The sequence below is a fragment of the uncultured Methanofollis sp. genome (assembly GCF_937919355.1).
GTDB lineage: Archaea > Halobacteriota > Methanomicrobia > Methanomicrobiales > Methanofollaceae > Methanofollis.
In genome coordinates, this window is record NZ_CALFSA010000012.1 from 1 (window position 1) to 13,250 (window position 13,250).

Consider the following 13,250-nt stretch of genomic DNA (forward strand, 5'->3'; position numbering starts at 1 on the left):
TCCTCATCTGATGTCCTCCCGCAGGAAACGCACCCATGCAAGCCCGAAGAAGGCCGCCGGGAAGACAGCGAAGGCGACGATGTTCCGGGCGAAGTCAGGAGGAACAGGAACGCCCGGCGTGGTCACGGCATTCAGGATCCCCTTGCAGTTGGTCTGCGGGGAGAGGAGGACGCCAGCGTCCCTGACAAGGCGCATCCGTTCCGTGTAGGCACGCGACGCCTCCTCATACGCCTCCATCTCCTCGGCGGACACGAGGTCCCCGGACTCTGCCGGCGGGGAGGGGGACGGCCCGGTGAGGAGGGAAGACCCTGCACCGACGGTAAGGACCGGGACGACCTCCGCGACGATGATGAAGACGAGAAAAGAGGAGACGAGAGCCCCCCCGCTCGTCTCCGCCACCGTCGAGAAGAAGAGGGCGAGCACGAAGAAAGAGACGATCAGGAAGAAGGAGATGAGAGCCGCGGCAAGAATCCGCAGGGCCTCGTCGGGGCCCGGGACGATCCCGAAGACGAGCATGACCGCAAGGGAGAGGATGAGCACGACTCCCATCGCAAGGGCGATCGCCGCCACGCCACCGAGGGCCTTCCCGCTGATCACCTCGTCCCGGTAGACCGGGTGTGAGAGCAGGATCTTCAGGGACTTGCTCTCCTTCTCCCGCGTGACCAGATCGAAGCCCATCGCGATCCCGAGAAAAACACCCACCTGCGCCGTGCTCATGAACATCCCGGAAAAAAACGACAGCACACTCGGCCCGCCCGCGGACGGGCCCGACTCGCCCGACACCACCGCCTGCGTCTCCGCATAGGCGGCGAGGTCCGCGCTGTACTGGGCCGCCCCCGTGACCATCCCGGCAACGACGATCACGAGCATGACGCCGAGAAAGAGGTGGAACCTCCTGCTCCGCACATGGTCGCGGAACTCCTTCCCCGCGATCGTCCCGAGGACGCCCGTCCTCATCTGATGTCCTCCCGCACGAAGCGGACCCACGCAAGCCCGAAGAAGGCGGCGGGGAAGACGAGCAGGGCGACGATGTTCTTCACAAGGGAGCCGAGCATCCCGGCGAGGATCGCAAGCCCGCTGTCGGGGAGATCCGCGTAAAACTCCTGCGTCTCGTCCCAGTCCTGGAACATCGCTCCCGATACGATTGCCGCCGTATCGCGCGGGTCGGCCACCGCCATCGCCATCTGCATGTAGTTTTTGGTGGGAGAGAGGAGGGCGGTCAGGTCATAGTATCCGTGCAACGCCATCTGATACCTCACGCTCTTCTCCCTGTACTCATTCCACATCTGCTCGCACTCCGCATCGTTGAAGGAGATGACACCGCCCATCTGGGGCGATTCGGGCGGGGCGCCGAATATGGCATGTGTCATGGCGGCATTGCCGAAAAAGGACGGAAAGAATACGCCGACGATGATAAGAATCGCAAGAGATCCTATCAGGGCGTTCCCGCTGTTCTTTGCGACCGTCGACATGAAGAGGGCGATCGCAAAGAACGAAAAGACGAAGAGGAACGAGATCAGGCCGAAGATGATTATCCGCACCATCTCCTCGACATCAGGGACGACGCCTGAGATCAGGAGGACCGCAAGGGAGAGAAGGAACACGACCCCCATCGCAAGGGCGATCGCCGCAACCCCGCCCATGGCCTTGCTGGTGATCACCTCGTCACGGTAGACCGGGTGCGAGAGCAGGATCTTCAGGGACTTGCTCTCCTTCTCCGCGGTGATCAGGTCGAAACCCATCGCGATCCCGAGGACCGCCCCGATCGTCGAGAGCAGGTAACCCATCCGCTCGAAAGCCATGAGAACCGAGGGTTTAAAGCTCGAATACCCGCCCATACCACCCCCGTCCTCGCTTGATGCGACAGCCTGCGCTTCGTTATACTGGTCCAGGTTCTGCTGGTAGGCGAACGCACCATCGATCAGGGCGGTGACAGCAATGATAGCAAGGATCGCGGTGAGAGTCCTGAACCTCCTGCTCCGCACATGGTCGCGGAACTCCTTCCCCGCGATCGTCCCGAGGACGCCCGTCCTCATCTGATGTCCTCCCGCACGAAGCGGACCCACGCAAGCCCGAAGAAGGCGGCGGGGAAGACGAGCAGGGCGACGATGTTGCCTGCAAGACTCCCGAGAAGACCGGAGAGCGCCGACAGACCGCTTTCAGGCACCTCCTGACCCGGGTCCAGCCGGGACGCCAGGGCCATGCCGGGTTCTGCCACCGCAAACGAGAGTTTCTCGTAGTTCCTGTCCGGGGAGAGGAGGGCGAACACATCGGTTACCGCCTGCCTCTTCCCCTGGTAGGCCGTCATCGCCGCCTCGTACTCCTCCAACTTCTGCTTGAACTCCTCGGGGTCCATCCCCCCGTCGGACACACCACAGAAACCTGTCTCGCTATCCGGCCCTGTCCGGACAGTATAATCATAGGACTCCCCCGGCATCTTCGGCGGGTCGCCGACGAGGACGGTGACCCCCGCGCCCGACGTGATCAGGTAGGCGACAGACGAGAGGGTGATAAAGACGATGAGCGTGGACACAAGGGCGCTCCCGCTCGTCTCCGTCACCGTCGAGAAGAAGAGGGAGAGGGCGAAGAACGCGACGATCATCAGGAACGACAGCGCCCCGAAGATGAGGATCCGTATCGTCTCGTCCAGATTCGGGACGACCCCGAAGAGGAGGAGCACGGCAAAAGAGACGGCTATGAGCATGAAGACAGCAAGGGCGATCGCCGCCATGCCACCGAGGGCCTTCCCGCTGATCACCTCGTCCCGGTAGATCGGGTGCGAGAGGAGGATCTTCAGGGACCGACTCTCCTTCTCCCGCGTCACCAGGTCGAAACCCATCGCGATCCCGGTGGCGGCGCCGAGGGAAGAGAGGAGGAAAGCCATCTGGTAGAAGGCGGCGAGCGGCGACGGCTTCATGAAGAAAGGTATCGTTGCGCCTTCATTCTCGCTGATCGCCGCACAGGCCCGGCTGTAGTTCTCGACGTCCTTGTGGTACTGGACCATGCCCGAGACCAGACCCACGGCGGCGATGACGAGCATGATCCCGAGGAGGCAGAGAAAACGCCTGCTCCTCACGTGGTCGCGGAACTCCTTCCCCGCGATCACCTTCAGTCCTGCCGACCTCACGAGGTCGCCTCCTCGTGGTAGTAGGAGAGGAAGACGTCCTCGAGGTCGGGTTCGTCGCGCTCAAGGCGCCGGATCCCGGCGGGCCCCGCCGCCTCGGCGACGGCGTCGCAGATGTCCGTCTCGGCGACGAGCCGCGCCGCACGGTGGCCGTCCGCATACTCCGCCGAGATGAGGGAGGGGTGCGAGAACTCCGGCATCGGCGCCTTCGTCTCGACACGGATGATCACGTGACCGCTCCCGCCGGCGCGGGCAAGATCCTCCCACCGCCCCGAGGCCACGAGTTTCCCGTGCGAGAGGATGCCGGCAGACGTGCAGACCTTGCTCACCTCGGAAAGGATGTGGGAGGAGACGAGCACCGTCGTCCCGTTCTCCGCCGTCTCCCGGATGATACGCCGGTAGTCGGCAACCCCCTGCGGGTCGAGGTTCGCCGTAGGTTCGTCAAGGATCACGGCCTTCGGTTCGTTGATCAGGGCCTTTGCGATCCCGAGACGCTGCCGCATGCCCTTCGAGTACCCCCCGACGACCTTCGTCACCCCCTCGAGGCCCACAAGGGAGAGGAGGTCGGGGATGCGCTTCCGCCGCGTCGCACCGTCCATCCCGTAGAGTTTCGCAGAATATTCGAGGTTCTCCTCCGCGGTGAGGGTCGCGTAGAAGCCCACGTCCTCGGGCATGTACCCGATCTTTCTCTTCACCTCGATCGGGTTGGTGGCGACCTCTGTCCCGTCGATATAGCACGCCCCCGAGGTCGGCTCGATAAGGCCGATAACCATCAGGATTGTCGTGCTCTTCCCGGCACCGTTCGGCCCGAGAAGCCCGAAGATCTCACCCTCCGGGATGTCGAGGCAGAGGTCGTCGACGGCAGGGACGCCGTTATAGACCTTTGTCAGGTGTTCGCATCGTATCATGGCTCTCCATTCCTTTTTTCGGATTATGGAGATCCATGGAGTCGCAATTATAAAACAATTCTGTGTAAACTCTCTATCTATCAAAAAAGGGAGGGGAGTTCAGCGGCGCTGGTACTTCCTGAAGTAGTACCAGACACCGCCACCGATCCCGACCAGCAGGAGGAGGCCGAGGATGGCGGCGAAGGACTGCTCCTTCACGACGATCCTGAAGTCGTCGCTCTGCTCACCCTGGTCCGATATCGCCTTCACCGTCACCTTGTACTCGGAGGCGACGATATTCGGGGGCGGCACCACCTTCACGCTCACCTTCTTCGACTCGCCGGGCTGGAGACTCGTGATGTTCGTCGGCGTCACGGTCGCCTTCCATCCCTGCGGCGCACTCACCTCGAACCTGATACCGGTCAGGGCGCCGGCATTGCCGATGTTCCGCACCGAAGCGCTGAAGTCGACGGTCTCGCCCATGTTCGCTTCATACCTGTACCTGTCTGCGGAGAGCCTCATCTCATAACTCCCGCTGATCTTCGCGGTCAGGTCCTCGGTATAGGTGTCGGACGAGGACTCAATGACGGCACTGAAGGAGTAGTCGCCGACCTTCGTGCCGTACGGCGGGATCGCCTCCAGGAAGAGGGTCTTATCCTCTCCGGCAGGGACCAGGATCTCCGAGATGTCGCTCGTGTCCGAGGCGCTCTCCTTGTACCGGGCATACCAGCCCTCGGGGAGGCCGTCGGCCGTCAGCCTGTAGGTGTCGTCGGCCTTCCCGACATTCCGCAGTTTCATTTCAAAGGTCGGGTTCTTCCCTGCCGGTGTCGTGATCAGGGACGACTTCACCGTCACCTCGGCCGCATACGAGGACTTGTCCAGCATCACCGTGCCGGCGTCGGTCGTGATCCCGCACTTCACCTTCACGTCCTTCTTCTCGGCAGAGCGGTAGCCCGGCTTCGAGATGACAAGACGGTAGACGTCCTGCGGGAGGCCGGTGCTGATCCGGCCGTCGGCCGTCGTCATCACCCTGTCGAAGGCCTCGTGCTCGTTCCCGCGGAAGACCTCGACCGTCGCCCCCTTCACCTTCTCCCCGTCCTTGTCGGTCACCAGGAGTTGCAGGGTGCCGAGTTCGCCGGTGTGCGTCTTCGAGATGGTGACATACAGCCAGATCGAACCGTCGCCGACATGCACCTTCACCGGGTAGTCGCCGACAGGCGTGTCGGCCGCCGTCTCCACTTCAAGGGTGACGGTCTTCGACCCGCCCGACGGGATGGAGACGCGGTTCACCTCGGTCTTGCCGTCAATAAAACGCATCTCCCAGTTCCTGCTCCCGACAAACTTCTCCGTCCACAGTTTGATCATGTCGCCGCCACCGGCCGCGTTCGCGCCTTTCGTTGCGGTGAGGGTGAAGGTCGCCGTCTCCCCGGCTTCGATCACCTGACCGGGGAAGTCGCAGGTGACCGAGACCGACCCGGCAGTCGTCCCCTCAGCCGCTACCGGCACCACCGTCGCGACAAGCATCAGGAGGGCAAGGAGGAGGGCGGGCGCCCCGTATCCTGAGGTCATCTCACGTCCTCCCGCATGAACCGCACCCACGCAAGCCCGAAGAAGAGGGCCGGCGTGATGATCAGGGCGGCGATGTTCTTTGCCATATCGCCGAGGAGGGCGAAGAGCGCCGAGAACCCGTCCTGCGGGATCTCCTCGTCGGCAGACATCGGATCGTAACTATTCATCATCATCTTCGCCATCTGCGGGTTGGTCACGGCCATGGCCAGTCTCTGGTAGTTGTTCGTCGGGGAGAGGAGGGAGACGGTATCGTAGACCGCCTGCCTCTGCTCCCAGTAGGCCCGCGACTTCTCCTCGTACTCCTGCCAGGCCTCGTCGACCTCCGGGTCGCTCACCATGCCTTCTGCGTCGACCGCCACCGCCGACGTCATGTACATGCCGCCATAGCCGCCGTAATGCGTCATGGAGGAGGTGTCGGGGGGGTCGGGGGGTTGCCCGAAGACCGCCGTGTACACCGAGCCGTACGTGAAGATCGGGAGGAGGGACGAGAGCACGATCATGATGATCAGGGTGTAGATGATCGCACTCCCGCTGTCCTTTGCGACCGTCGACATGAAGAGGGCGATCGCGAAGAACGAGAAGACGAGCAGGAACGAGAGCGCTCCGAAGAGGAACATCCGCACCGTCTCCTCGAAGTTCGGGACGATCCCGAAGAGGAGCATGACCGCCAGGGAAAGGACGAGCACGATCCCCATTGCAAGGGCGATCGCCGCCACACCGCCGAGGGCCTTCCCGTTGATCACCTCGTCCCGGTAGATCGGGTGCGAGAGCAGGATCTTCAGGGACTTGCTCTCCTTCTCCCGCGTGATCAGGTCAAAGCCCATCGCGATCCCGAGGATCACGCCGATCGTCGTCATCAACGTGGTCATCTCGTTGAAGGCCGAGAGGATCGTCGGTTTCCAGGAGAAGAACGAGTGCGACTCGAACTCGTCGCCCGAGACATCCGCCAGGTTCTTGTTGTAGTCGTCAAGTTGCTTCTGGTACTCGACGGCACCGCCGATGAGCCCGATGACGGCGATGACCAGGAAGACCCCGAAGATGAGGTGGAACTTCCTGCTCTGCAGGTGGTCGCGGAACTCCTTCCCCGCGATCACCTTCAGTCCTGCCGACCTCACGAGGTCGCCTCCTCGTGGTAGTAGGAGAGGAAGACGTCCTCGAGGTCGGGTTCGTCGCGCTCAAGGCGCCGGATCCCGGCGGGCCCCGCCGCCTCGGCGACGGCGTCGCAGATGTCCGTCTCGGCGACGAGCCGCGCCGCACGGTGGCCGTCCGCATACTCCGCCGAGATGAGGGAGGGGTGCGAGAACTCCGGCATCGGCGCCTTCGTCTCGACACGGATGATCACGTGACCGCTCCCGCCGGCGCGGGCAAGATCCTCCCACCGCCCCGAGGCCACGAGTTTCCCGTGCGAGAGGATGCCGGCAGACGTGCAGACCTTGCTCACCTCGGAAAGGATGTGGGAGGAGACGAGCACCGTCGTCCCGTTCTCCGCCGTCTCCCGGATGATACGCCGGTAGTCGGCAACCCCCTGCGGGTCGAGGTTCGCCGTAGGTTCGTCAAGGATCACGGCCTTCGGTTCGTTGATCAGGGCCTTTGCGATCCCGAGACGCTGCCGCATGCCCTTCGAGTACCCCCCGACGACCTTCGTCACCCCCTCGAGGCCCACAAGGGAGAGGAGGTCGGGGATGCGCTTCCGCCGCGTCGCACCGTCCATCCCGTAGAGTTTCGCAGAATATTCGAGGTTCTCCTCCGCGGTGAGGGTCGCGTAGAAGCCCACGTCCTCGGGCATGTACCCGATCTTTCTCTTCACCTCGATCGGGTTGGTGGCGACCTCTGTCCCGTCGATATAGCACGCCCCCGAGGTCGGCTCGATAAGGCCGATAACCATCAGGATTGTCGTGCTCTTCCCGGCACCGTTCGGCCCGAGAAGCCCGAAGATCTCACCCTCCGGGATGTCGAGGCAGAGGTCGTCGACGGCAGGGACGCCGTTATAGACCTTTGTCAGGTGTTCGCATCGTATCATGGTTCTTCAGTCCATTCTCCGGATAATGAAGATGCATAGGATGCCGGATATAAAAGTCGTTATGGCACAATCGTCTACGCGTCGGATCAAAGACGGAGAACCCGTAAACATTTGTGCCAGATCCTTTAAGATGGAGGGACGTGCAGATCATACCCATGGACAGGTGGATAGGGACGCTGGCGCTCGCACTCCTGCTCGCCCTTCTCCTCGCGCCCGGCGCGGGGGCGGCGACGCTACAGGCCGCGCCCATCACCACCTCTACACACCTGGAGATCGTGCTGGTCGACTCCGGCGACAGCATGATCATCACGGACAGAGGCACCGACACCTACATCATAGCCTATCCTACCATTCCCGCCTCGAAGATAGAGGATGAGGGGACCGTCGCCCTTGAGATCCGGGACAGCGCGATCAACGAAGCAGACTATATCACCATCTACCCTGCCGTCACCGGCGCCGCGGCGAAGGAGGCCGGCGGCGCTGTCGAAGAGAGAAAGGCCGCATTCACACAACCCGCCGTCCCCGTCCTCTCCCTCTCCCGCTATTATAGTCAGGACGTCTCCTCGCCGGACATGACCCTCTGGGTCGACATGAGATGGGAGGGCGACGGCGACCATGCCCTCACCGTCTACCACCCCGGCGGACTCCTCGGTACCTTCAGGGACGGGAGCGACGGGCAGGAGGACGGGCGGATCTTCCTCAGATTCTCCCGCGAGGGCGGCGTCGGGACAGGCACATGGACCTTCAAGATGACCGCCCCCCTCGCCGCCTCACGGGAGAATGCCACCATCCAGACATATATTGAGTGAAGAGATGAGACGCCAGACCCTGTTCCTGCTCCTCGCATTCGCCCTTGTCAGGACGGTTTCAGCCGGCTACACGGTGAGTTCAGGGCACCTGAACCCGCCGTCCGGCCTCCCGCTGACGCCCCGCGAGGTCTCCCTTCTCGAACTCCCCCTCTGGGTCATCCTCATCGAACTCTGCACCCTCCCCCTGGAGACATTCACCGGGTTCTGGACATGGATATCCCTCAGGTGCCGTCAGATGAGCCGCGAGGAACTCCTCGGCAACCCGGTCAGGTCGGAGATCTTCGACAGGATCAGGAAGACGCCCGGCATCCACCTCCGCGCCCTCTCCGCGGCCACAGACACACCGATGAGCACGCTCCGCTACCACCTCGGCGTCCTGCAGGAGAACCACACGATCACCACCCTCGACGACGGGGGCCACCTCCACTTCTACGAGAACAGCGGCACCTACACCGCGGCCCAGCAGACCGTCCTCAGGCACCTGAGAAACGAGACCACCCGCGCCATCCTCAAGGAACTTCTCCGCAGAGACACACCGTCAAGGCAGGAGATCGCCGACGCCGTCGGGGTCTCGGCCCCGGCCGTCACCTGGCACATGAAGAGGTTGATGGAAGATCAGATCGTGGAGCAGGAGAAGTCAGGGCGGACGGTCAGGTACGCTATCAGGGACGAGGCAGTTCCCGACCTCACCGCCTGGCTCGGGAAAAAAGAGAGTTAAGAGGACTCAGGTCCCCTGATGACAAGGCACTCCCCGCCTGCCCAGAGATCCTTGAAATCCGTGGCGCTGAGAGACACTCCAGATTCAAGAGTGACATTCCCGCCGCCGACGCCGGTGACCACGGCGTACTCCCCCCCATCAAGGGCGGCGATCACAGGCCCATTCTCGTAGACGACCTCCCCCAGGTCGGCGAGGGAGAGACCCGTCTCCACCCGCGCGGCAAGGCCGAAGGACCTCGCCGAAAGGGCCATTTCTTCCGGTACCGTCATGGTATCAGGTGCGGCGGCGAGCGCCCCCGCACTGCAGTCTATGCCGTGGCAGGCCATCACCGCCTGAAAAGCGGCGGAAGCCCCGGGATCGGAAGAACCCGCGCCCGCATCATTTCCCCCCATCTGGAAATATCCCGGAAAGGTAGCGACGATTGCCATGCCGGTGACCGTACAGGTCACGGCAATGAGTACGATGATTGTGGTCAACACATATTGCATGGTCCTCACCTCCCGGACCGGGGTGTCTCCCCGGACCGGCGGTCTCAGTGAGTAAATACGATGTTGACATATATACTTTTCCCGGTGAAGCAGGTACCATATCAACATTTAACAAATTATTGCATGCTTAAATGGATATCAGAGAGAATATGAATGGCTTTGAGACGTCTCCCCCGGACAGGGGGAAACGTCGTCCCATACCAATATATACCGCTCTCCCGATCTATCGCCCCGACCATGGACACCACCGACCCGGTCTCCTTCAGCCGCGTCCCCGAGAGGATCGCGGGACTGGTCGACCTCGCCTACAACCTCTGGTGGAGCTGGCACCCTGCCGCCCGCGTCCTCTTCAAGCAGGTGAACGGCCAGGCCTGGAAAGAGAGCCGGCATAACCCGGTCAGGATGCTCCGCGAGGTCCCCGGGGAGTTCCTCAGCCGCGTGACGCGGGACCGGGAGTACCTCCGCCGCTACGACATCATCATGGAGCGCTACCAGGAGTACATGGGGCGGAAGAACACCTGGTTCACCGAGCAGTACCCGGCCGTCCGTCCCGTCACCATCGCCTACTTCTCCGCGGAGTACGGCCTCCACCACTCCCTTCCCTTCTATGCCGGGGGCCTCGGCTTCCTCGCCGGCGACCACCTGAAGGAGTGCTCCGACCTCGGCGTCCCCCTCGTCGCCGTCGGCTTCATGTACTCGGCCGGCTACCTCCGCCAGCACATCGCACCCGACGGTTCGCAGTTGAATATCGAGGAGAGACTCGACCGGGACAGCGCCCCGATCACCCGCGTGCTCCACCCGTCGGGAGAGCACCTCGTCCTGCGGGTGCCGCACATCGAGCCCCCGATCCATGTCGCCGTCTGGAAAGTGCAGGTCGGGCGGGTACCCCTCTATCTCCTCGACACCGACATCGAGGAGAACAGGCCGGAACACCGTTCCATCTCCCACCGCCTCTATGCAGGCGACAGGGAACAGCGTCTCCTCCAGGAGATCGTGCTCGGGATCGGCGGGAGAAAAGTCCTCTCCTACCTCGGCGTCCACTACACCGGCGTCCACCTCAACGAGGGTCACCCCGCCTTCGCCCTTGTCGAGAGAGTGCGGGAGCGGGTCGGCCAGGGCATGAACTTCGAGGAAGCGCTCGAACTGGTGCGGGGCACGAGCGTCTTCACCACCCACACGCCGGTCGCCGCGGGGCACGACATCTTCCCGCACGACATGATAGACCGTTACTTCCAGAACTACTACCGGTGCCTCGGGATCTCGCGGGAGGACTTCCTCGCCCTCGGCACCCGGCCCGACGACCCAGGCGCCGGTTTCAACATGACAGCCTGCGCGATGCGCCTCTCCGCCTACCACAACGCCGTCTCGAAGAAGCACTGCGAGGTGACGCGGCAGATGTGGCAACCCCTCTGGCCGGGTCTGCCGCCGGAGAGGGTGCCGATCGACGCCATCACGAACGGCGTCCACCTGCCCACCTGGCTCAATCCCAGGATGGAGGCGCTCTTCGACCGCTACATCGGTGCCGTCTGCCCATACTGGCAGATGGAGCATGACAACCCGGTCGTCTGGGAACTGGTCAACGAGATCCCGGACGGAGAACTCTGGAGCCTCCACCTCTGGCTCAAGACGAAACTCTTCAACCGCATCAGGGAGATGGAGAGGCGGGCATGGGCCGACGGTTCTGACACCCCGGAGAACATCGTCGCCGAGGGCGTCTTCCTCGACCCGATGATCTTCACCATCGGCTTTGCCCGCCGCTTCTCCACCTACAAGAGGGCCGACCTGATCTTCCGAGACCTTGAGAGGCTGAAGAGGATCGTGAACAACCCGTGGTACCCCGTCCAGGTCATCTTCGCCGGCAAGGCCCATCCCGACGACATCGAGGGGCAGCGCCTCCTCAAAAGGGTCTACGAGTACGCCCGCTCAAATGAATTCGGCGGCAAGGTCGCCTTTATCGAGGACTATGGCGAGCGTTTCGCCCAGTACCTCGTCCACGGCGTCGACCTCTGGCTCAACAACCCCCTCCCGCCCTGGGAGGCGAGCGGGACGTCGGGCATGAAGGCGGCGATGAACGGGGTCCCGAGTCTGTCAATTCTCGACGGGTGGTGGCCCGAGGGCTACAACGGGAGGAACGGCTGGGCTTTCGGCGGCGAGGTCGTCGAAGGCGAGAGGGACGCGGCCGACGCCAACGCCATCTACGAGACCCTGGAGAAGGAGGTGGTCCCCCTCTACTACGCCACAGACCTCCACGGCGTCCCGCACGGCTGGGTGAAGACGATGAAGGAGGCGATACGGAGCAATGCCCCGGCCTTCTCGGCAAAAAGGATGGTGAAGGAGTACGTGCACCGCTACTACCCCCGCATCCTGGCCGCGGCCGGCATCCCGGTGATCCGGTGAAGGAGGCAAAACGGAAAGTTTATTCCCCACGGCGGCAGGGAAGGAGAGTAATGCAGGACGGAGACCATGACTCTACCTCTTATGACCGCGCCCTCCGGCAGGTCAAGGAGATCAAGGATTTTTACGGCCACCTCGCCGTCTACATCATCATAAACACGATGCTCTTCCTGATCAACTGGTTCACGAGCCCGACCACATGGTGGTTCTACTGGGTCGTCATCTTCTGGGGCATCGGCCTGCTGGTCCATGCCTACAGCACCTTTGTGGAAGAGGGATTTTTCGGGCGGGACTGGGAGGAGAGGAAGGTCAGGGAGATCATGGAGAAGGAGAAGAAGAGGTGAGGAGAAGGGAGAGACCAACCTCTCGCCTTCCCCTTAGCACAGGCCGGGGAGACTCCAGTGCAAGAAACACCGATCAACAGCCTTCCCCATAATCGAGACCGGGGGACTACTCGAAGACTTCGTCTTCTCTAGCTCACTTCGTTCGCATCTCGAAAGCCTGATGGCTTTCTCGTTGCCCCCTGAACTCAAAACCTCCGATTTCTCGAACTCGCTGATGCTCGTCCCCGGAAATTAGGATTGGCCCCGGAAAGGGAGAGTAGAGATCCTGAGGAGGGAGATTGCCGTCCCGTCCCTATCCTGAGGAGGGGGGTGCGGGGGGCATGCCCCCCGGCTCGATACATCAATACACCGCCTTCCCCGGCGAAAAAGTGAGGGGACGCCCCTCACTCAGGCATGTACGCCGCCTGGATAGCCACGACCTCGGTCGAGTTCTTCGCGGCGGCGTACTCGGCCAGGGGGTCGGCGTTCAGTTCGAGGAAGTGGAGGCCCCAGTTGAACTTCGAGAGGACGGCCTTCGCCTGCTCCGTCTCGCCGACGATGTACAGGGCGGCGGCAAAGGCCTCGACCGAGGTGAGGCGGAGGGGGCGGCCGAAGTTCACCGGGTTGGCGGCGACGAGGTAGGGGAGGGCCCGGCGGAGAGGCCAGCGGGCCACCTCGCCGGTGTCGAGCACCTCCCAGGAGCAGTCGAGGGCGGTGATCGAGGGGACGCTCCTGTCTGCCGGGGAGAGGGCCTGCTCCGCCGTCGGGTCCAGGATGAGGGAGGACCTCGGGATACGGGCGAGGGAGTCGAAGACCCTCACCATCCCCCACTTTTCCAGGCGCTTCACCGTGCACTTCCTGGGGTCGCAGGAGTTGTCCCTGAAGGCAAAGAGGCGTATCATCTATCTCGGTTTGGCG

13 protein-coding genes are annotated in these 13,250 nt (G+C 62.9%); 4 read left to right on the top strand and 9 right to left on the bottom strand.

Annotation, left to right across the window (positions count from 1 at the left end; genetic code table 11):
• Nucleotides 1-3: 3 nt before the first annotated feature.
• From Q0520_RS00515 to Q0520_RS00545, 7 genes are all read right to left on the bottom strand, one after another.
• Nucleotides 4-957: an ABC transporter permease gene (locus tag Q0520_RS00515; protein WP_298665272.1), complete on the bottom strand. Its 954-nt coding sequence runs from the start codon at nucleotides 955-957 to the stop codon at nucleotides 4-6.
• Nucleotides 954-2,036 (bottom strand): ABC transporter permease, encoded by a 1,083-nt coding sequence (locus tag Q0520_RS00520; RefSeq protein ID WP_298665275.1) that lies wholly within the window; start codon nucleotides 2,034-2,036, stop codon nucleotides 954-956. The genes Q0520_RS00515 and Q0520_RS00520 overlap by 4 nt, the downstream gene beginning before the upstream one ends.
• Nucleotides 2,033-3,127: an ABC transporter permease gene (locus tag Q0520_RS00525; protein WP_298665278.1), complete on the bottom strand. Its 1,095-nt coding sequence runs from the start codon at nucleotides 3,125-3,127 to the stop codon at nucleotides 2,033-2,035. The genes Q0520_RS00520 and Q0520_RS00525 overlap by 4 nt, the downstream gene beginning before the upstream one ends.
• A complete protein-coding gene (locus Q0520_RS00530) occupies nucleotides 3,124-4,032 on the bottom strand; it encodes an ABC transporter ATP-binding protein (protein ID WP_298665281.1) in 909 nt (302 codons plus the stop codon). Before Q0520_RS00530 ends, Q0520_RS00525 begins: the two co-directional genes overlap by 4 nt.
• A gap of 99 nt (nucleotides 4,033-4,131) precedes the next feature.
• The gene (locus tag Q0520_RS00535) at nucleotides 4,132-5,580 is read right to left on the bottom strand and encodes an NEW3 domain-containing protein (protein ID WP_298665283.1); all 1,449 of its coding nucleotides are present in this window, start codon (nucleotides 5,578-5,580) and stop codon (nucleotides 4,132-4,134) included.
• A complete protein-coding gene (locus tag Q0520_RS00540) occupies nucleotides 5,577-6,695 on the bottom strand; it encodes an ABC transporter permease (protein ID WP_298665286.1) in 1,119 nt (372 codons plus the stop codon). Before Q0520_RS00540 ends, Q0520_RS00535 begins: the two co-directional genes overlap by 4 nt.
• Nucleotides 6,692-7,600, bottom strand: coding sequence for an ABC transporter ATP-binding protein (locus tag Q0520_RS00545; RefSeq protein WP_298665281.1), 909 nt, complete (start codon nucleotides 7,598-7,600; stop codon nucleotides 6,692-6,694). The genes Q0520_RS00540 and Q0520_RS00545 overlap by 4 nt, the downstream gene beginning before the upstream one ends.
• A gap of 155 nt (nucleotides 7,601-7,755) precedes the next feature.
• Between Q0520_RS00545 and Q0520_RS00550 the strand changes: the two genes are divergently transcribed.
• On the top strand, nucleotides 7,756-8,409 hold the full coding sequence (locus Q0520_RS00550; protein WP_298665287.1) for a hypothetical protein: 654 nt from the start codon (nucleotides 7,756-7,758) through the stop codon (nucleotides 8,407-8,409).
• Between the two features lie 4 nt (nucleotides 8,410-8,413).
• Complete coding sequence (locus Q0520_RS00555) at nucleotides 8,414-9,127, top strand: helix-turn-helix domain-containing protein (RefSeq protein WP_298665290.1); 714 nt, start codon at nucleotides 8,414-8,416, stop codon at nucleotides 9,125-9,127.
• On the opposite strand, the gene Q0520_RS00560 is transcribed toward Q0520_RS00555, so the two are convergent.
• Nucleotides 9,124-9,615, bottom strand: a complete 492-nt coding sequence (locus Q0520_RS00560) for a hypothetical protein (RefSeq protein WP_298665293.1) — start codon at nucleotides 9,613-9,615, stop codon at nucleotides 9,124-9,126. The genes Q0520_RS00555 and Q0520_RS00560 overlap by 4 nt on opposite strands.
• A 237-nt stretch (nucleotides 9,616-9,852) precedes the next feature.
• Between Q0520_RS00560 and glgP the strand changes: the two genes are divergently transcribed.
• Both glgP and Q0520_RS00570 read left to right on the top strand, forming a co-directional pair.
• The gene (gene glgP, locus Q0520_RS00565) at nucleotides 9,853-12,012 is read left to right on the top strand and encodes an alpha-glucan family phosphorylase (RefSeq protein WP_298665298.1); all 2,160 of its coding nucleotides are present in this window, start codon (nucleotides 9,853-9,855) and stop codon (nucleotides 12,010-12,012) included.
• Nucleotides 12,013-12,062: 50 nt separating this feature from the next.
• Nucleotides 12,063-12,353: a 2TM domain-containing protein gene (locus Q0520_RS00570; protein WP_298665301.1), complete on the top strand. Its 291-nt coding sequence runs from the start codon at nucleotides 12,063-12,065 to the stop codon at nucleotides 12,351-12,353.
• Between the two features lie 383 nt (nucleotides 12,354-12,736).
• On the opposite strand, the gene Q0520_RS00575 is transcribed toward Q0520_RS00570, so the two are convergent.
• On the bottom strand, nucleotides 12,737-13,234 hold the full coding sequence (locus Q0520_RS00575; RefSeq protein WP_298665304.1) for a DUF367 family protein: 498 nt from the start codon (nucleotides 13,232-13,234) through the stop codon (nucleotides 12,737-12,739).
• Nucleotides 13,235-13,250: the final 16 nt, after the last annotated feature.